This window comes from Paeniglutamicibacter quisquiliarum, from assembly GCF_019084045.1.
GTDB lineage: Bacteria > Actinomycetota > Actinomycetes > Actinomycetales > Micrococcaceae > Paeniglutamicibacter > Paeniglutamicibacter quisquiliarum.
Window position 1 is genome coordinate 54,900 of record NZ_JAHRED010000004.1, and the last position, 18,328, is coordinate 73,227.

15 protein-coding genes are annotated in these 18,328 nt (G+C 67.6%); 9 read left to right on the forward strand and 6 right to left on the reverse strand.

Annotated features, from left to right (window positions below; translation table 11 throughout):
• Positions 1 to 43: 43 nt before the first annotated feature.
• Positions 44 to 1,417, reverse strand: a complete 1,374-nt coding sequence (locus KRR55_RS09135; protein WP_418888832.1) for a helix-turn-helix domain-containing protein — start codon at positions 1,415 to 1,417, stop codon at positions 44 to 46.
• 270 nt (positions 1,418 to 1,687) lie between these two features.
• On the opposite strand from KRR55_RS09135, the gene KRR55_RS09140 reads away from it, so the two are divergent.
• Entirely contained in the window at positions 1,688 to 2,485 is a 798-nt protein-coding gene (locus tag KRR55_RS09140; RefSeq protein ID WP_217388784.1) for a GNAT family N-acetyltransferase, read from the forward strand.
• Positions 2,486 to 2,507: 22 nt separating this feature from the next.
• On the opposite strand, the gene KRR55_RS09145 is transcribed toward KRR55_RS09140, so the two are convergent.
• Positions 2,508 to 3,746: an acyl-CoA dehydrogenase family protein gene (locus KRR55_RS09145; RefSeq protein WP_217388785.1), complete on the reverse strand. Its 1,239-nt coding sequence runs from the start codon at positions 3,744 to 3,746 to the stop codon at positions 2,508 to 2,510.
• 550 nt (positions 3,747 to 4,296) lie between these two features.
• Here KRR55_RS09145 and KRR55_RS09150 point away from each other — a divergent pair.
• The 3 genes from KRR55_RS09150 to KRR55_RS09160 all read left to right on the forward strand — a co-directional run bounded on the left by KRR55_RS09150 (position 4,297) and on the right by KRR55_RS09160 (position 8,008).
• Positions 4,297 to 4,599 (forward strand): hypothetical protein, encoded by a 303-nt coding sequence (locus KRR55_RS09150; protein WP_217388786.1) that lies wholly within the window; start codon positions 4,297 to 4,299, stop codon positions 4,597 to 4,599.
• Positions 4,600 to 4,742: 143 nt separating this feature from the next.
• Positions 4,743 to 5,921: an MFS transporter gene (locus KRR55_RS09155; RefSeq protein ID WP_336245076.1), complete on the forward strand. Its 1,179-nt coding sequence runs from the start codon at positions 4,743 to 4,745 to the stop codon at positions 5,919 to 5,921.
• A 263-nt stretch (positions 5,922 to 6,184) separates the two neighbouring features.
• Positions 6,185 to 8,008, forward strand: coding sequence for a calcineurin-like phosphoesterase family protein (locus KRR55_RS09160; RefSeq protein WP_336245077.1), 1,824 nt, complete (start codon positions 6,185 to 6,187; stop codon positions 8,006 to 8,008).
• Between the two features lie 116 nt (positions 8,009 to 8,124).
• On the opposite strand, the gene KRR55_RS09165 is transcribed toward KRR55_RS09160, so the two are convergent.
• On the reverse strand, positions 8,125 to 8,952 hold the full coding sequence (locus KRR55_RS09165; RefSeq protein WP_217388788.1) for a shikimate 5-dehydrogenase: 828 nt from the start codon (positions 8,950 to 8,952) through the stop codon (positions 8,125 to 8,127).
• 584 nt (positions 8,953 to 9,536) lie between these two features.
• Between KRR55_RS09165 and KRR55_RS09170 the strand changes: the two genes are divergently transcribed.
• Complete coding sequence (locus tag KRR55_RS09170; RefSeq protein ID WP_336245078.1) at positions 9,537 to 11,285, forward strand: calcineurin-like phosphoesterase family protein; 1,749 nt, start codon at positions 9,537 to 9,539, stop codon at positions 11,283 to 11,285.
• A 78-nt stretch (positions 11,286 to 11,363) separates the two neighbouring features.
• On the opposite strand, the gene KRR55_RS09175 is transcribed toward KRR55_RS09170, so the two are convergent.
• Both KRR55_RS09175 and KRR55_RS09180 read right to left on the reverse strand, forming a co-directional pair.
• Positions 11,364 to 12,044, reverse strand: a complete 681-nt coding sequence (locus KRR55_RS09175) for a FadR/GntR family transcriptional regulator (protein ID WP_217388790.1) — start codon at positions 12,042 to 12,044, stop codon at positions 11,364 to 11,366.
• The gene (locus tag KRR55_RS09180; RefSeq protein ID WP_217388791.1) at positions 12,041 to 13,354 is read right to left on the reverse strand and encodes an MFS transporter; all 1,314 of its coding nucleotides are present in this window, start codon (positions 13,352 to 13,354) and stop codon (positions 12,041 to 12,043) included. The genes KRR55_RS09175 and KRR55_RS09180 overlap by 4 nt, the downstream gene beginning before the upstream one ends.
• Before the next feature lie 208 nt (positions 13,355 to 13,562).
• On the opposite strand from KRR55_RS09180, the gene KRR55_RS09185 reads away from it, so the two are divergent.
• From KRR55_RS09185 to KRR55_RS09195, 3 genes are all read left to right on the forward strand, one after another.
• A complete protein-coding gene (locus KRR55_RS09185) occupies positions 13,563 to 14,750 on the forward strand; it encodes an MFS transporter (protein ID WP_336245079.1) in 1,188 nt (395 codons plus the stop codon).
• Between the two features lie 124 nt (positions 14,751 to 14,874).
• Positions 14,875 to 15,897 carry an LLM class flavin-dependent oxidoreductase gene (locus KRR55_RS09190; protein ID WP_217388792.1) on the forward strand — a complete coding sequence of 341 codons (1,023 nt, stop codon included), beginning with the start codon at positions 14,875 to 14,877 and terminating at the stop codon, positions 15,895 to 15,897.
• Between the two features lie 173 nt (positions 15,898 to 16,070).
• The gene (locus tag KRR55_RS09195; protein WP_217388793.1) at positions 16,071 to 16,901 is read left to right on the forward strand and encodes a hypothetical protein; all 831 of its coding nucleotides are present in this window, start codon (positions 16,071 to 16,073) and stop codon (positions 16,899 to 16,901) included.
• 99 nt (positions 16,902 to 17,000) lie between these two features.
• Here KRR55_RS09195 and KRR55_RS09200 read toward each other — a convergent pair whose 3' ends face one another.
• On the reverse strand, positions 17,001 to 17,228 hold the full coding sequence (locus tag KRR55_RS09200; RefSeq protein ID WP_217388794.1) for a hypothetical protein: 228 nt from the start codon (positions 17,226 to 17,228) through the stop codon (positions 17,001 to 17,003).
• A gap of 93 nt (positions 17,229 to 17,321) precedes the next feature.
• Here KRR55_RS09200 and KRR55_RS09205 point away from each other — a divergent pair, with 93 nt between their 5' ends.
• On the forward strand, positions 17,322 to 18,311 hold the full coding sequence (locus KRR55_RS09205) for an ArsR/SmtB family transcription factor (protein ID WP_217388795.1): 990 nt from the start codon (positions 17,322 to 17,324) through the stop codon (positions 18,309 to 18,311).
• Positions 18,312 to 18,328 lie beyond the last annotated feature (17 nt).

The following is an 18,328-nucleotide window of genomic DNA, read 5'->3' on the forward strand; positions in this document are numbered from 1 at the left end:
CGCGGCGGGGGCAGAAAGAATGACGCCCCTGTGACGCGGCACACTATTTGTCCATCGAGTGCTGCGCCAGGAAGGAATACACTTCGGTCTCGTCCACGCCCGGGAACGCCCCCTGCGGCATGGCGGCCAACAGGTGCGTCTGGGCACGGGCACTGGGCCATGCCTGCCCCGCCCACTGCCGTTGCAGCTCCAGCGGCGGGCGGCGGCAGCACGATTCGTCCGGGCAGGTGGAGGTCGAGCGCTCGGTGGTGTCGCGCCCGCGGAACCACTTCACGTGCACGTAGGGAACCCCGATGCTCAGCGAGAACTTGCCGGTGTTTGAACGCTCGGTCCGCGCGGTGCACCAGAAAGTGCCGGCGACCGTGTCGGTGTACTGGTTGTAGGCGCTGAACTGGTCGGCCACGTCGAAGACCTCGCGGCTGGTCCAGTACCTGCACACCGACTGGCCCTCGATGGCGCCCATGTGGTCCATCGGGAAGTTCACGCCGTCGTTCTCGTAGGCCTTGTGGATGATGCCCGATTCGTGGACCTTCTGGAAATGCACGGTGATGCCCAGGTGCTCGGTGGCCAGGTTGGTGAAGCGGTGCGCGGCGGTCTCGTAGGAGACGGCGAAGGCGTCCCGGATGTCCTCGACGGCCAGCTCGCGGGCGCTCTTGGCGCGCTGCAGGAATTCCACCGTGGCCTTTTCCGGCATCATCAGGGAGGCGGCAAAGTAGTTGGTGGCCACGCGTTGGCGCAGGAACTCGGCGTAGTCGCCCGGGGTGGCATGGCCCAGCACGTGGTGGCCGAAGGCCTGGAGCAGCACCGAGCGGGTGGAATGTTCCGAGCGCTGGGACTGGGTGAGGTAGACCCGCATGTTCTTCAGGTCGGTGACCGAGCGGGTGGAGTGCGGCAGGTCCGAGACGTTGTGCAGGGAAAAGCCCAGGTGCGAGGCGATGTCGGCGACCTGGTGGTGCGAGAGCGGGCCGGACGCATGGCCGATGGCCTTGAGCACGCGCGCGGCCTCCTTCTCGATCGCCGGGAAGTAGTTGTTGCGCGCCTTCATCTCGCCGCGCAGTTCCGCGTTGGCGCGGCGGGCCTCTTCGGGCGTGGCCGACTGCTCGTTGAGCCGCCGCTCCAGCTCGCCCTGCAACCCGACCAGGGATTCGAGCACGTCCATGGGCAGGCGGGAGGAGATGCGCACCTTGGGCAGTCCGAGGGATTGGTAGAGCGGACCGCGCTGGGCGCGTTCCAGCTCGATTTCCAGGGCCGCGCGCCGGGTGGGCGGCGCGGCGCCGAGCAGCTCGTCCAGCCCGACCCCGAAGATCGCGGCCAGGGACTTGAGCATGCTGAGCTTGGGCTCGCGCTTGCCGTTTTCCATCAGCGACAGCTGGCTGGGCGCGGTCCCGACGGCCTCGGAGAGGTCATCGAGGGTCATCGACTTGGCCTTGCGCAGGTGGCGGATCCGCCGGCCGAGGGAAATGATGTCCAGCTGCTCGGCGTCCTCCGGCGACAGTGCGCTCTTTTCCGGCGTAGCGGGCCGGCTCCATGTGGGGGTGCTCACGTTTTCAGGGTACGCGAAGAAGTAAAGATCTTCCCAGCACTATGTCCGATCAGAAGGATCCGGAAACGCCAAACATGCGCTTTGGGCAATTTTCAGGTTCGTGGTCTTCGCCCGGGGTTGCGCCGAATACACGCCGCTGACAGCATGAAACCGGTGACCGACCACGCGAAGTACCTCAAGGCCTACGACGACCAGCTCCGCACCGACGCCGAAACGCCCAGCGCTATCCGGGTCGCGAGGCTGGAGACCCTGCGGCTGGTGACATTCGCCGGCGGGCGCGGCTTCATCACGTACCGGGATCTGGGATCCCTTGACGAAGACGGGGTCGCCACACTCGTTGGCCGGGCGCTGGACCATTACCGCAAGGATCCGAAAATCGCCGGCGTCGAGTGGAAGAGCCGGGGACACGACCATGCGCCGGGGTTGCACGAGGCGCTGCTGGCCCATGGATTCCTGCCCGGGGAAACCGAATCGATCATGATCGGGGCCCTGGAGGGGTTATGTGCCGACGTCCCGACCCCGGCCGGGGTGGGACTGCGGCGGATCACCGGCGAAGCTGATGTTCGCGCCATGTGCACGATGGTCGAGGCGGCATTCGGCAACCCCGCCAACACCCGGCTTGCCGATGCCCTTCTTAACCGCCTGGCACGCAACGACGGCATGGAGCTGTGGGTGGCCGAGACCGATGGGCGCATGGTCGGCGCAGGCAGGCTCGAGCCCGTCCCGGACACCGACTTCGTGGGCGTCTGGGGCGGCGCCACCCTCGCGGCCTACCGCGGGCGCGGCATCTACCGCGCCCTGACCGCGGCACGGGCGCGGTCGGCGCTGGCCCAGGGCAAGACGCTGGTCCACAGCGACTCGACGGAGTACTCGCGGCCCATCCTCGAACGCTCCGGCCTGCTCAAGGTCTCGACAACCACCCCCTATAACTGGTCACGCTGAGCCGGCAGGCCACTGCTCCCGACTACGCCTTTTTCGAGGCCCCGATGGCCCAGACCCGCGGCAGGGCCACGCCGTTGACGGCGCTGTCGCCCACCAGCCGGGCCTTGTAGACCCAGGGGTTGTGGTTGCCGGCGGTGCGGGCGTTGCGCCAGTGGCGGTCCAGGTTCTTGGTGGTGCTGGTGGCCGAGGCGGCCAGGGCGTCAAAGGCGTGGGTCACCGCGTTGAGCACCAACGGGGTGAGCGCCACCTGCGCCTGGGCCGAGGCCAATTCCGCGGCATCGTTGGCTGCCTCGTCCTCTTGCCCGGTGACGTCGCCGGTGTGGATCCCGACGGCGGTATCGTGGGCGCGCTGCAGGGAGGCGGCCACACGCTCCACCGCACCGGCAGCGACGAATGCCGCGGCGGACACCTCGCCGACGATTTGCAGCAGCTGCGGGTCCTGGCCCGCCACCTCGGCCGCCGCGTGGCTGAAGGTGCGCTTGCGTGCGGCCAGCTCGGCGGCGAACTCGCGTTCAACGGCGCGCGCAGTTCCCGCCAGCACCGCCAGCAGCACCTCCTGGTAGAAGGCGGTCTGGTACTTGAACCGGGTGTCGAATTCGATGAGGTTCTCGGGGGCAACCACAGCGTTGGTGAATGTGGAGGTTCCGGTGCCGGTGGTGCGCTGGCCGAAGCCGTCCCAGTCGTCCTCGAGCCGCACGCCGGGCTGGTGGGCGTTGACGGCTGCAATGACCCGGGTGCCGGTGTCGGCACGCTGCGCGTAGGTGTCGATCCAGTCGGCGTAGATCGACCCGGTCGAGTAGTACTTGGCCCCGTTGACCACGAACCCGCCGTTGCCGTCCGGAGTGACCTTGGTGTTCACCTCCCCCACGGTGACGGTCCCGACCTCCGTCCAGGAGTTGCCGACCAGCTCGCCGGCGGCAAAGCGCGCCAACCAAATGTCGCGATTCTCGCCGGGTGCGGCGACCAGCCGGTCCTCCACAAAGGCGAAGTGCGCACGCAGCGCCTGGGTGATGTTGGGGTCGGCTGCAGCCAGTTCGGTGAGCAGTTCGAAGAGCTCCGGAAGCGTGGCACCTGCCCCGCCGTGGGACTCGGGCACGCGGACCGCCCCGAACCCGGCGGCGGCCAGCGCCGCCACCTGTTCGCGGGGTAGCGACTGGGTGCGATCGCGTTCCGAGGCACCGGCGGCGATGTCGGCGAAGAGCGGGGCGAAGCGGGCCGAGAGCTGCTCGAGCCGGCTGCGGGTCAGGGACGTCGTGGTCATGTGTTGGCTCCTGGTGGTGTCGACGAATGGATGGAAATGGATCGGGTCGGCCGCGGAAAGCGACCCCTCACCTATTTCGGCGGGCAAGGACTGCGCGAAGCCGCTTCCCGTCGGACATGCAGGGCCGTCGGAATCGCGAAGCCTCCATCGTTCCTGGCCGAAGCACTATCCACGGATTGCTCCGTGGACTTGCTGCGGCGTCAACAAGCCAGGTCTCTCGGCCGCTCTGGATGGGTACCCGTTGAGTCAAACAGCCGACATGATCGGGCGGAACCCGGCTGTCACATGAGGACCAAGTACCGACGCCCAAGGTCACATTCCGGATTTCCCGCGGCGCGGGTCCGGACCCCAGGGGATATTCGCCAGGGCAACGCGTCATCGACGGCAAGAAACCTTTATCTTTCGACACGAACTTGGAACGGGGCCGGGCAGGTGCACCGGATGTCGGGCCCCTGGGAAGGGCAGGTCCACAGCCAAAACATCTTGCCGGATTTCATGCCACGGACCGCAGAAGAAAACTAGAATTGAGGTACGGACAAAGGACCCGGTGATGACGATGAAAAAGATGTTCCCCCGCCCGGAAGGCGCCCAGGGCAGGACCTCACGGATGGGTCCTGCCGCCCTGCACGGTTCGGCGTCAAGCCCCGGCCTTCCAAATCTCGCGGGTGCCCAGATCCCCGGTCCCGGCACCAGGCACCTGCTTTACGGCGAGGACGGCCGGTTGTCCGACGCGGCCGCCGACCCCTGGGAGCTTGAGGGACATTTGGGGTCCCGCGGCGGGCTTCGCCGTTTCCTGGGCCGCGTCCTCGGTCGCTCGGCGCGCCGCCAGGAATCCGATCCGATGAATCCCTGACACATCGGTCAACCCAGGCGCAGGAAACCACTTCCGTGGTTCCTGCGCTTGATGTTCCCACGGCCTTGTCACGAAAGTCTCCCGAGCCCTCCCGGTCTGGTTACATGTAGCAAGGGAACGAGTGTGAGGGGGCGAGCGCCTACGTGGCCAAGGAATCCACCGGCGCGGCCGGGACGATACCCGACCCGGTGCTTCGATCCGTTGGCTTCCTGGCATTTTTTGACCGCTTCGCCACCCCGCCGATGCTCGTCGCCCTGGCCACGTTCACCGAACTAACCCTTGCCCAGGCAGTCCAGTTGGTTGCCGCCTATTCGCTGTTCTACGCGCTCGGGCAGCCGTTGTGGGGCTTGCTCAGCGACCGGTTCGGCCGGCTGACGGTGCTGCGGCTCGCCTTGGCCGGTGCCGCGCTCGGCGCCGTCACGAGCGCCCTATTCGTTGCATACGGGCCGCTGCTCGTGGTCCGGGCATTCACGGGCTTCATGTTCGGTGCCCTCTACCCGACCCTGCTCACGCTGCTGGGCGACACCCGGAAGGGGACCGACCGCGCACGGGGGCTCTCTGACCTGCAAATCTATTCCTCGCTGGGGGCAACCCTGGCCACTTTGGGCGCCGGAGCCGTTGCGACCTTTGTCGATTGGCGTCTGGTCTTCGGGCTTCCCGCGCTCGGGGCCGCGGCAATTCTCGTTGCGTTGGCAAGGGTGCGAGTACCGCCGGCGGTGCGCGGTCGATTCCGGCTGCGGCTGGCCTTCACTCGCGCGGCGGTTGGCCTCTATGCCATTGCCATGCTGGAAGGCATGGTGCTGCTCGGCACCCTGACCTACATCGTGCCGGCGCTCCAGCACGCCGGCGTGGGGATCGGTTTGGCCGGGCTGTTGGCCACCGGCTATGCCGTCGGGGTGATAGTCGGTGCCCGCGCGATGAAGGCCCTGGTGCACCATTTCTCCCGGACCCGGCTGATCTGTGCCGGGGGCTCGGTACTGGCGCTGGCCTGCGGGATCTCCATGCTGTGGCCCGTCCCGGCGGCGGTCACCGCCACTGCGACCCTGATCGGGGTGGCCAACGCCGTCATGCATTCGTCCATGCAGGGCTGGGCAACCGACGTGTCACCACGGGCCCGCGCGACAACGGTATCGATGTTCGCCGCATCGCTGTTCCTGGGCGGATCGCTGGGAAATTTCGCCACCGCCGCGCTCGCCGAGACCGGTTCCTTTGCCGTCATCTTCGGATTCGGCCTGCTGGCCAGCGCGGTGCTGACAATCGCCGCGACGACCGCCCATGCCGGATGGAGCCGCGGCCACGCGGATCCCGCAACCCGGGGATAGCCGCCACGACGCTTTCGGGTGTTCCGCCCGTGCCACGTTACCCGGCGGTCCCCACCGGCCCGTGGTCGTTGCCGTTTCGGAACCGACGCCGGAACACCGGGGAAACATTGCCCGCGACCTCGTTCACCAACCTGTGGGCGAGTCTTTGCCGACAGGCCCCCTGCCCGGACCCCAATCCCGGTGTCCCATTCACCCGGGCTTGGAATGTTGGAGGTGCCCACGAAAAGGTCGGCAGGTATTCCCCCCATACCCGGAGGTACGTCGTGCAGTCGTTCACCAAACCACCCAAGAAGCATTCATTGCGCCCCATCGGGCTCACCGCCGGAACCCTGGCTCTTCTGGCCGCGGCAGCCCTGGTCGCTCCCGCCGCCAGCGCCGCACCGGCGGCCGGCGATTGGGACGCGGCCGCCTACCGCGGCGCCGTCGATGTCGTGAAGTCGGCAGGCGACACCGCCGGGCAGGCCATCGACGGAATCGTCTTCGATGACACAAACAAGAACTCCAGGCAGGACGCCAACGAGCGCGGCGTCAACGGCGTGACCGTGTCAAACGGGCGCGACGTCACCAAGACCGATTCGAAGGGCCGTTACGAGCTGCCTGCCTTCGACAACATGAGCGTGTTCGTCACCCAGCCACGCGGCTACCAGGTGCCGGTCGACGAAAACAACGTCGCCCAGTTCTCCTACCACCACCTGCCCGCAGGTTCCCCGGAGCTGAAGTTCGGCGGCATCGCCCCGACCGGCGCCCTGCCCGAGGCAGTGAACTTCCCGCTGGCCAAGAGCAAACTGACCCAGTCCCCCGAGCAGCACTGCCTGATCGGCGGCGACATCCAGACCTACAACCAGGACGAGGTCGAATACGCCCGCAACGGCGCCTTCGCCGACCTGGCCCAGCGCACCGACTACGAGGGCTGCGGCGCCCTGTTCATTGGAGACGTGGTCGGCGACGACCTTTCCTTCTACCCGCAGACCCGCGAGCTGGCCAGCGTCCTGAACGGCCCGGCGCGCTTCCTGCCCGGCAACCACGACCTGGACTTCGACTCGGCCACCAGCGAGCACGCGTTCGACACCTTCAAGGCCAACCTCGGCCCGGAGTACTACTCCTACGACGCCGGCAAGGCCCACGTGGTTGCGCTTAACACCGTCGAGTACCCGACCAAGCAGCCCGCCGCGAAGGGCGACTACACCGGTTCCCTGGACAAGCAGCAGCTCCAGTGGCTGCGCAACGACATCGCCCAGGTGCCGATGAACAAGGTCATCGTGCTGGCCGCGCACATCCCGCTGCTTGACTTCGCCGACCAGGGAAGCGCCAAGCACCAGGTCAAGCAGGTCGCCGAGATCTACGAACTGCTGAAGGGCCGCGAGGTCGTGGCATTGGGCGGACACACCCACAGCATCGAGAACATGCGCGAGGGCGACAAGCTCGAGGGCTGGAACGACATCTTCGGCATCGACGGCCTGCCCTTCACCCACATCACCGCCGGCGCCATCTCCGGCGACTGGTACTCCGGACGCGACGGCGAGAGCGGCTACCCGCTCGCCCTGCAGCGCGACGGCGGACGCCCGGGCGTGCTGACCCTTGACATCAAGAACACCGATGTCGTCGAGCGCTTCACCGTCCGCGGCGAAGAGGACTCCGTGCAGATGGCCCTGGGGCTGAACACCCCTGCCTACCGCGACTGGTACGCCGCGAACCTTTCCAACAAGGGCAAGGCCCCCGAGTTCGAGAACCCGCTGTCCGTGCCGAAGGCCGACCTGGCCAACAACACGTGGCTGACCACCAACTTCTGGATGGGTTCCACCGGCTCCACCGTCAAGGTGAGCATCGACGGCGCGGCATCCACCGAAGCGACCCGCACCCAGGCGATGGAAGGCGAAGCCCCGCTGGTCGGCGCCGAGTACTCCGACCCGGTGGCAGTGGCCGAGCAGCTGGTCAACGGCGGCAGCGTCGCTGACCGCTCCATGCACCTGTGGCGCCTGGAACTGCCCTCCGGCCTCGCCGTCGGCGAGCACACCGCGGAGGTCACCGCGACCGACGTGCACGGCCGCGAATTCACGCAGACCCTGACCTTCGAGGTCACCGAGTAGCATCCCGCTTCACACAATCCAGCGCACTGGCGGTGCGTCGCGGCTTTCGGGCCGCGGCGCACCGCCGTCGTTTGTTCGGCTGCCCCGCGGCCGTGCCCGGTGGCACACGGTCGAGGTCAGGGGCGTTGTGTCTGTGCCAGCATGAACTCCCGTGCCGCGCGAGCCTGCTCCGCGGTCGGCCTTATGCCGGTGTAGAGCACGAATTGCTCCAGGGCCTGCAGTGCCGCAACATCGGTGCCTGTCACGACCGGCTTCCCGGCGGTGCGCGCCGCGCGAATCAGCGGCGTTTCCGCCGGGACGGACACGACGTCGAACACCGCCTGCGCGGCAGCCACCTGTTCCGGCGGGAACGGCATCTGGTCCGCCTCGGGGCCGCCGGCCATCCCAATGGGGGTGACGTTGACCAAAAGCTCCGCACCGTCGAAGGTCTCCGACGCCCAGGTGAACCCGTAAGTCTCGGCCAGTTTCCGTCCCGCCGCCTCGTTGCGGGCCACCACCACCACGTTTTGGAAGCCGACGTGCCGCAGCGCCGCCACCACCGCCTTGGCCATTCCGCCGGAGCCCCTGACCATGGTCCGCAGGGTCGCGGGAAGCTGGTGGACCCTCAGCAGCTCGACCACCGCCGAAAAATCGGTGTTGTGGGCCGTGAGGACGCCGTTTTCATTGACGATGGTGTTCACCGAATCGATGGCCGCGGCGGAGGGCGCCAAATGGTCGACGAGCGGAATCACGGCTTCCTTGTAAGGCATGGAAACGGCGGCGCCCCGGATGCCCAGACCACGGATCCCGGCGACGGCCTGGGCCAGGTCGGTGGGGGCGAATGCCTTGTAGATCCAGTTCAGGCCCAATTGCCCGTACAGGTGGTTGTGGAAAAGTGTCCCGTTGTTGCTGGGTCGCGCCGCCAACGAGATACAGAGCGTCATGTCCTTGTTCAAAATCGGCATGACCTCAGTCTATTCGGCGGCCGCGGACCTAATTTCTGGACGTCCAGAAAAACGGTCCGGAGGCAACGGCCGGCCCCGAACGGGAATCCGAACAGCAAACGGCGAGCGCTGACGGTGAAGAACACCAACCCCGGTGAGGCCCGGATAGCCGCCGGCCGCGCTCGCTGCCATCGTCGGGCGGTCCGCGCGGAAAAGCCACCAGGACGAACGCGCTCCCACGCAATGGCAGGCTTCGGAGGCGCACGGCGCCAGATCCTGCCCGGGTACCGTCGTCATGGCCTTCCGGCCGGCTGCGGCCCCCGTTGCCTGCCCATGGTCGTTTACGGGAGGACAATGACGCCGGTACCGCAGGTGAATTTCTTGCCTGGTCTTGTTGTTCCGCCGTTTGGCGAGTCTTCACGAGCCTGACCTCCTGCCGGTCCGCGATGGCGGCCTTCCATTCACCGGAGTTTGGAAGGTTGGTGGCGGTCGGCCAACCAGCCGGCCGGTTTTCCCCAAACCGGAGGTAAGTCATGCCCTCGTCCACCCAACCGCCGAAAAAACTCCGCGCTCGGCCGCTCGGCATCTTTGCAGGAACCACTGCCGTGCTCGTTGCTGGCACCCTGCTGTCCTCTTCCGCCGGCGCAGCGCCGGCCCAGGGCGACTGGGACGCAAATGCCTACCGCGGCTCCGTTGACGTCGTTGAATCCAACGGCGCCAACAACCAGGATGCCCTCAGCGGCGTCGTTTTCGACGACGCGAACAAGAACTCCGTTCTTGACGGCAACGAACGGGGCCTCAATGGCGTGGCCGTATCCAACGGGCGCGATATCGCCACGACCGATCCGAACGGCCGCTACGAGCTCCCGGCCTTTGACAACATGACGGTCTTCGTCACCCAGCCCCGCGGTTACCAGGTTCCGGTCGATGAGCACAATGTCGCCCAGTTCTTCTACAACCACCTGCCCGCAGGCTCCCCGAAGCTGAAGTTCGGCGGGATCGCACCCACCGGTGCCCTGCCGGAGGCGGTGAATTTCCCGCTGGCCCAAAGCAATCTCACCCAGTCCCCCGAGCAGCACTGCGCCATCGGCGCCGATATCCAGACGTACAACCAGAAGGAGGTCGAATTCGCCCGCAACGGCGTATTCGCGGACCTCGCCGAACGCCAGGACTACGCGGGCTGCGGGGCGCTCTTCATCGGGGACGTGGTCGGCGACGATCTTTCGGTCTTCACCCAGACCCGCGAACTGACTTTCATGCTCAACGGCCCGGCACGGTTCCTGCCCGGCAACCATGACCTGGACTTCGATGCGCTCGACGGCGAGCACGAATTCGACTCGTACCGAGCCCAGTTCGGTCCGGAGTACTACTCCTACGACGCCGGCAAGGCGCATGTGGTGGCCCTGAGCAACATCGAATACCCGACGAAGGTGCCCGCAAAGAAGGGCGACTACACCTACGGGCTCGGCGAGCGCCAGCTCGAATGGTTGCGCTCCGACATCGCGAAAATTCCCAAGAACAAGGTGATCGTGCTGGCCGGCCATAGCCCGCTGCTCGAGTTCTACTACAGCAACTCCCACACGACGAAGCAGCTGCAGGAGATCTACGAGATCCTTGAGGGCCGCGAAGTCGTCTCGCTGGGCGGGCACACGCACATGGCGGAAAACCTGCGCAAGGGCGACTTGATGGCCGGATGGCGCGACGAAGTCGGCGAGGCCGGCCTGCCATTCACGCACCTGACCGTGCCCGCCGTGTCGGGCCATTGGTACGGCGGCCGGGTCCTCGAAAAGGGTTACCCGACATCCGTTCAGCGTGACGGCACCCCGCCCGGCGTGCTGACCCTCGACATCAAGAACACGGAGGTCACGGAACGGCTCACCATCCGCGGCGGCGACGGCTCCGAGCAGATGTCAGTTGGCCTGAACACCCCGAAGTACCGGGCCTGGTACGCAGAGAACATCTCCGTGCCGCGTGGGTCGGCTCCGGAGCTGGAAAAGCCGTTGGCGGTTTCCCAGGCCGATCTGGCGGGCCAGACCTGGCTGACGACCAACTTCTGGATGGGTTCGACCGGTTCCACGGTCGAGGTCGAAATCGACGGCGGCGCGCCGCTGGTTGCTTCGCGGACCCAGCAGCTGCGTGGCGAGACCCCGCTGGTCGGCTCCGAGTACTCCGATCCCGTTGCCATCGCGGAGCAGTTCGTCCATGGTGGCGGCTTGGCCGACAGGTCAATGCACCTGTGGCGCCTGGCGCTGCCCGCCGGCCTCGTCGTCGGCGAGCACACCGCCGAGGTCACCGCGACCGACGTGCACGGCCGCGAATTCACCGAAACCCTGGACTTCGAGGTCACCGAGTAGCTCCCGGGTTCACCCGTTCACACACACCGACGGTGCGTCACGGCTTTGCGGCCGCGGCGCACCGCCGGCGTTTTGCGGCTACCTCCCGGGCATCCATCCCATGCAATAGTCGAGGTTCGCGATGACGGTGCGCACCGCGGCCTCGCCGTCCCCCGCCTCGATCGCCTCGAGCAGCTCCTCGTGGCCGGTGGCAAGGCAACCATCAAACCCGGCCTCGAGCCGCTGGACCATCTTCGTCCCATGGAAGACGTCGCCGAAGCTTTCGTAAAGCTCGTGAAGCAGCGTGTTCCCCGAGGCCTCCGCCACGCGCAAGTGGAATTCCCAGTCCGCGGCCGACCAGGCTGCGTAGTCCCCGGATTCCCACGACTCGCGCCGTCGCGCCAGAAGCGAGCGGAGTTCGGCGACCACTGCGGTGTCGGCCGAGCCCGCGGCGAGCCTGGCGGCTTGGGTGTCCAGGGCGAAGCGCACCTGGAGCACGTCCTCGTCCGCGTGTTCGCGAAAGACCCGCTGTGCGGTGCCGCTGATCTCGCTGGTGGCCCTCACATAGGTCCCGTCCCCGCGCAGCACCTCGAACAATCCGGCATGGGCCAACGCCTTGATCGCCTCGCGCAAGGTTCCGCGGGAGACCCCGAATTCGGCAATGAGCTCGGGTTCGGACGGGATTTTCTCCCCCACGCCCCAGCGGCCCGACGCGACGGCCTCGCGCAGCCGGGCAACAACCTCGTCGGCCAACGGCGGCCTCACCCCTGGGACGTTCATGCCCGCACCTCCACGGGGACGTTCGGCTTCCGCCCGATTCCGCCCAGCCGGTACCCCAGGACGAACTGCACCAAGGTGATTCCGACGAGGATCGCCAGCGGAACCGTCCAGGAACCCAGTACACCCTGCAACAGTCCGAGCCCGAACGGTCCGGCGGCGGCCACCAGGTAACCGACCGATTGGGCAAGGGTCGACAGTGCAGTGGTTTCGGCTGCGCTCTCGCCGCTGCGGCTGATCATCAGCATCAACAGCGGGAAGATGCCGAGCCCCATGCCGGTGAGGATCGCCGGGATCACCGAGAACGCGACCGGGAGCAGCAGCAGGGAGGTGAACCCGGCGACGGCGCACCCGCAGGTCAGGATGAATGCGGCACGCAACAGCCGCGGCTTCGAGGCCATCCACAGCATGAGCAACACGGTGGGGATGCTGACCGCCTGGACCAGGCCCAGCATGAAGCCCGCGGTGGCGGCGTCCGATCCGCGCGAGATGAGGATGTGCGGCAGCCAGCTCAACAGCGTGTACACCAGCATCGACTGCACGGCGAAGGTCGAGGTGAACAGCAGGCCCCTGCGGGTGGCCAGCATGGGCCACGGGGAGACGTGTGGTCCCGCGGGTCCGACGGTGCGGCTCCCCCGGATGGCCAGCGGCAGGAAGACCAGCAACGCGAGTGCCGCGGGGATCGCCCAGGCCGCAAGCCCGAGCGTCGGCGAGCCCAAGCGCGCGGCGACCGGCACGCTCAGGGCAGCGGCGGTGGTTGCGCCCACCGACATGGTGACGGTGTAGGTGGCGGTCATGGCCGCGGACCTGCTTGCGTGGTGCTCCCGGATGAAGGAGGGCATGGCCACGTTGCAGATGGCCAGCCCGGACATGCCGAGCACGGTGCCGGCCAGTAGCAGCCAGGTGGACTCGAAGGCACGCACGGCCAGGCCCAGGGTAAGCAGCAGCAGGGCCAGCCCGATCGCCCGTTCGAGTCCGGTGTGCTTGACCAGCCAGGCGGTGCCGGCCCCGGCGAATGCAAAGCAGAGCACCGGGATCGTGGGCAGCAGCGAGGCCACGACGGTTCCGTAGCCCAGCAGTTGTTCGAGGTCGTGGAAGAGCGGCGCCGCGGAGGCAATCGCCGCGCGCAGGTTCAGGCCGACCAGGACCACCGCGGCCACCGTCAACGCCCCGATGACCCAGCGCTTTCGCGTCGCGGGCACGGGTCCTGCCGCCGGCGCGCCTGCGGCTGACTCGACCCCTGCCAATGCGCCGGCGGCATCTTCGATGGCCTGCGGTGGAAGGGGCGGGTGCCGGGTGGTCTCTGAACTCATGATTAAACATTAGACGTCTGATGTTTGTTACGGCGAATCCCGTGGCCTTAACCACGGACCGGTACGGCCGTCGAAGGCTCCGATAGGCTGGCTGCGGGACCTTGGCGCGCATTGGCCACAGCGTCCCGCAAACCAAAAGGAGCCCGCCACGCATCGCCACCCAGCACTGCCCGCGGCACTGCCGTGGGTCATCGCCGGCATCGTGGTCGTGGCGTTGAGCCTGCGCGCGCCAATCATCGCGCCCACCGCGGTGATCACGGACATCACCTCCGACACCGGGCTGACGGCCGTCGGGGCCGGCCTGCTGACCGGGCTGCCGGTGCTGCTGTTCGCGCTCGCGACCCCGCTGGCCACGCGGAGCATCCGCCGCTTCGGCCCGGAGACCACCATCATCCTGTGCCTGGCCGGAGTGCTTGCCGGAACCGTTCTGCGCTCTCTCGGCCCGGCCTCGGTGGTGCTGGCAGGAACCGTGCTGATCGGCGCCGCCATGACCCTGGGGAACATCGCCGTCCCCGTCCTGATCCGCCGGGACGTGCCCTTCAAAAGAATCTCCGCCGTCACCGGCGCCTACTCGGCCACCATGAACATCGGATCCATGGCCACGCTGCTGGGCACCGCGCCGCTGGCAGCACTGCTTGGCTGGCGCTGGGCAATCGCGGCCTGGGGGCTGGTGACGGCCGCCGGGCTGGCCTACTGGCTGTTGCGCCAACGCCGGGCGCGCCAGGTGGCCGCCCCCGGGCCCGCACCCGAGGCACCCCGCGAATCCACGGCCGGAAGCTCCCGCATCGGCCCCGGGGCGACCGCGGCCACGGTACGCACTTCCACGGACCGGGCGCACTTCCGGCGCGTCGTCGCCCTGCTGGTGCTGGCCTTCTGCGGCCAGTCTGCCGCCTACTACGCCACCACCGCCTGGCTGCCCCTGCTGCTCTCCGACACCCGGGGGTTGGCCCCGACCTCCTCCGGCGCAACTGCCTCGCTGTTCCAGATCGCCGCCGTCATCGGGGCGTTTGGGGTGCCGCTGCTGGCCGCGAGGACAAGACTTTGGATAGCCACCGCCGTCGTCGCCCTGTGCTGGGTCACCCTGCCGATCGGTCTCCTGGCTGCCCCCGAGGCCTTCGTGCTCTGGGCCGTCATCGGCGGCATTGCGCAGGGCGGCGGGTTCACCGCAATCTTCTCGATCATCCCCCGCGTCGCCCACAACAATGCCGACACTGCCTCCGCCTCCGCCCGGATCCAGGCCGGCGGCTACCTCGCCGCGACCTGCGCACCGCCGCTGGCCGGCTGGCTCAACAGCAGCACCGGGTCCTGGACCGCGCCGCTGTTCCTGGTGCTCGCGGCGACCCTCGCCTTCACTGTCGGGTCGTTGTTGGCCGTGCGGCTCGCGGACCGGCGCTGACCCCCGGCACCCGACGCCAAGAGGCTCCACACCACCTCGGCCTGCACCCAGCGTTGCCTGTCAGTCCCCCATTCCCGGACCTCCATGAGGAATACAAACCGCGCCCGCCGCGTTGGCCACCCGTGTGAAGAACATCGGATTCCTGTCCTTTGGCCATTGGACCGACCACCAGCAGTCGGGCACCCGCAGCGCGTCGGACGCACTGCTGCAGGCGATCGACCTTGCGGTTGCCGCCGAGGAGCTCGGCGCCGACGGCGCCTACTTCCGCGTCCACCACTTCGCCCAACAGCATGCCTCCCCGTTCCCGCTGCTTGCCGCGATCGGGGCGCGGACCAGCCGCATCGAGATCGGCACCGGCGTCATCGACATGCGCTATGAGAACCCGCTCTACATGGCGGAGGATGCCGGCGCGGCCGACCTGATCTCGGGCGGGCGGCTGCAGCTGGGCATCAGCAGGGGTTCACCCGAGCAGGTCATCGACGGATGGCGCCACTTCGGCTTCTCCCCCGCCGAGGGCGAGTCCGATGCGGACATGGGCCGGCGGCACACCGAACGCCTGCTCGAGGTGCTCACGGGCGAGGGCTTCGCGGAACCGAACCCCCGTCCGATGTTTCCGAACCCTCCGGGCCTGCTCCGCGTGGAGCCGTACTCGGCCGGCCTGCGCGAGCGCATTTGGTGGGGCTCCGGCTCGAATGCCACTGCCGTGTGGGCGGCGAAGCTGGGCATGAACCTGCAAAGCTCCACGCTCAAGGACGACGAGAGCGGCAAGCCGTTCCACGTGCAGCAGGCCGAGCAGATCGAGCTCTACCGCCAGACCTGGAAGGAGGCGGGGCACACCCGTGAGCCTCGGGTCTCGGTCAGCCGCAGCATTTTCGCGCTGACGGAAGAGCGCGACTGGCAGTACTTCGGCCGCGACCGCCACAGCTCGGACCAGGTGGGCAACATCGATGCCAAGACCCGCGCGGTCTTCGGCAAGTCCTACGCCGGGGAACCCGACGAGCTCGTTGCGAAGTTGGCCGAGGACGAGGCCATTGCAGCGGCGGACACCCTGCTGCTCACGGTCCCGAACCAGCTTGGCGTCGAGTACAACGCCCACGTCATCGACGCGATCCTGACGCACGTGGCACCGGAGCTCGGCTGGCGCTGACCCCCTGGCCCCCCGGCCCCGTGCCGGCGAAGGTGCGCGTGCGGAACAGGTTTTCCGCACGCGCACCTTCCTCTTTCCAAGTCCGTAAGGCCTTCACGGGAGGCATCTTCCGCCTCCGCGCGCCGACTGGCCAAACGGCTCCACCCGATGCACAATCAGGCATGGCTGCAAACATGAATACCATCCAGGGGCTTTCGCAGGGCCAGGAAACACTGCGTTACCTGCGGCTCATGCTGCTGGTCGTCCCGTTGCTCCTTGTGGTTGCCATCCTTGTCTACGGGCTGACGACCGGGCGGGTCGAGGACTCGATCAGCTCCTACTACCTCGGGCCCGCCAGGGACCTCTTCGTCGCGATGCTGGTGACCATCGGAGTCTTGCTGGTCGTCTACAAGGGCCCGCCGCTGGAGAATTACGCGCTCAACCTCGCCGGCTTTTACGCGGTGTTCGTGGCCCTCGTGCCCACCCGGCTGGACGAAACCCTCGCCGGGCTCGCGCCCGCCGATCGCGAGGCGCTGGTTCGCTCCATTCAGGTCGCCGTCATTGCGGTGGTTGTCGTTGCGGCGGTCTTCATGTGGCTCGACTGGAAGACCATGACCTGGGCACCGGCGATTCTGCTGCAAAGCGGGTGGACGCGGGCCCTGACAATGGCGAGCTCGGTCCTGCTGGCGGGATTCCTGGCGCTGCTGGCGTGGCGGACGTGGGAGGGCAAGGAGTTCGTGGGCGTCCACCTTGCTGCAACACTGCTGCTGATCGGCAGCATGGCCATCGCGATCGCCAGTCACCTGGGCAGCGACCGGCTGGGAAGCACCGACACCAGTGGCGGGCGCGGGCGCCACTATGGCGGGCTGCTGGTCCTCATGGTTCTCGGTGTCGTCGCGTGGCCGGTGCTCTCGGCCGTCGGGATCAGGCAGGCGGCCTTTCTGGTCGAATGGTATGAGATCGCGTTGTTTGCCTACTTCTGGTATCTCGAATCACGGAGGATGTGGACTCCGGACGCCGAGTAGCTCGGAGGCCGATGGCGGCAGCCGGAGCAGCGTTTCCCGCGCGGCCGGATAGTTGATCGCCGCGAGATTCCCGCCGGGGGGGGACGAGCGCGGTTCGGCTCAGAACCGCCCGGCGACGACCTGGGATAGCTGGATCCAGGCGCGCTCGCGGTTCGCGCGCAGCTGTTCCTCCTGCAGCGGCGAGGTGCGCCAGAGAGTGGCGGCCATGCGGTGCCGCGGGGCGGCATGTGCAGCGGATCGCGCCGTCCTCCTGCGGGCCAGGTGCCTGCCCTTGGCAGGATTGTCGAAGAGTGGTCGGGCAGTGAATGTATCGGTTGAGATGCTCATGCGTCCATCCTGAAACCGCCGGCGCCGATCGGCCACCATTCGGGTATTTCCGAATCCTTACCCCGGGACGTCCGCGAGCCTAGACTGATTGACATGCAGATCAGCCTGTCGGCCGAGGACCTGACCCGGGTGCGATTCACCATCTCGCCCCTGTGGGAAACGGTCACCAGCGTGCGTGCCCTCCAGCTGGGCACCCGGATGCACCGACCCTGGATCAGCGATGCCACCAGACGCATTCTTGCCTCGCGCGATCCGCAGAAACAGGACCATCTGCGGTTGCTGACAACGTTGATCCGCCCCACCGGCTACATCGCCGATTCCCTGACCCCCACTCCCCTGCGGCAGGACACCTTCGAGGCTGGCCTCGCCGCGGTTGGCGCCGTTCCTCCGGAGTTGTGGGTCCGCGACCTCGACTACCTGTTCGCCACCGGGTTGGAAGAAAACCGCATGAAAACGGTGCGGGCAATCCGTGACGATCCGGTATCCGAAATCGCGCGCATCGTTGCGGCCCTGCGCTGGTACTGGGAAACCGCCGTTGAGCCGTTTTGGCCGCGACTGCGCGCCATGCTGCTGGCGGACCTTGATTACAGGCTGGCCCTGTTGGCCGAGCACGGCATCCACCAGGTCTTCAACACCTTGCACCCCAATGTGCGCCTGACGCCCGACGGCATCGAGGTCACCGCCAACTGCGACGGCAGCCACCACGCCTCCCCGGGCAACGGGCTGATCCTGGTTCCCAGCGCATTCGTCTGGCCGCGCACCCTGGTGCTGGACGTCGATCCGTTTGTCCCCACGCTGACCTACGCCCCGCGCGGCGTCGGCCGGCTCTGGGAAAACACCCGCGAGGTCAAGGACTCCCCGGTGGCACAGCTGCTCGGGCACACTCGGGCACAGATCCTGGCCCAGCTCGACCTGCCCATGACCACCACCCAGCTGGCCTGCGTCCTGGACCTGGCCGCGGGAACCGTCAACGGGCACCTGAAAGTGATGGCCGCCTCCGGTCTCACCGACACCATCCGTGCGGGCCGCGAGGTCTTCTACCGGCGCGCCGGCCTGGGCGAGGACCTGCTCGCCCGCGCGTAGCCCCGCCGCAACGCCCT

Bases quoted from the DNA above. Each gene is read 5' to 3' on its own strand.
- KRR55_RS09175 (WP_217388790.1), bottom strand. From the start codon at position 12,044: ATGAACGTCCCAGGGGTGAGGCCGCCGTTGGCCGACGAGGTTGTTGCC.
- KRR55_RS09195 (WP_217388793.1), top strand. From the start codon at position 16,071: ATGAATACCATCCAGGGGCTTTCGCAGGGCCAGGAAACACTGCGTTAC.
- KRR55_RS09180 (WP_217388791.1), bottom strand. From the start codon at position 13,354: ATGAGTTCAGAGACCACCCGGCACCCGCCCCTTCCACCGCAGGCCATC.
- KRR55_RS09145 (WP_217388785.1), bottom strand. From the start codon at position 3,746: ATGACCACGACGTCCCTGACCCGCAGCCGGCTCGAGCAGCTCTCGGCC.
- KRR55_RS09135 (WP_418888832.1), bottom strand. From the start codon at position 1,417: ATGACCCTCGATGACCTCTCCGAGGCCGTCGGGACCGCGCCCAGCCAG.
- KRR55_RS09200 (WP_217388794.1), bottom strand. From the start codon at position 17,228: ATGAGCATCTCAACCGATACATTCACTGCCCGACCACTCTTCGACAAT.
- KRR55_RS09205 (WP_217388795.1), top strand. From the start codon at position 17,322: ATGCAGATCAGCCTGTCGGCCGAGGACCTGACCCGGGTGCGATTCACC.
- KRR55_RS09140 (WP_217388784.1), top strand. From the start codon at position 1,688: ATGAAACCGGTGACCGACCACGCGAAGTACCTCAAGGCCTACGACGAC.
- KRR55_RS09165 (WP_217388788.1), bottom strand. From the start codon at position 8,952: ATGCCGATTTTGAACAAGGACATGACGCTCTGTATCTCGTTGGCGGCG.
- KRR55_RS09150 (WP_217388786.1), top strand. From the start codon at position 4,297: ATGACGATGAAAAAGATGTTCCCCCGCCCGGAAGGCGCCCAGGGCAGG.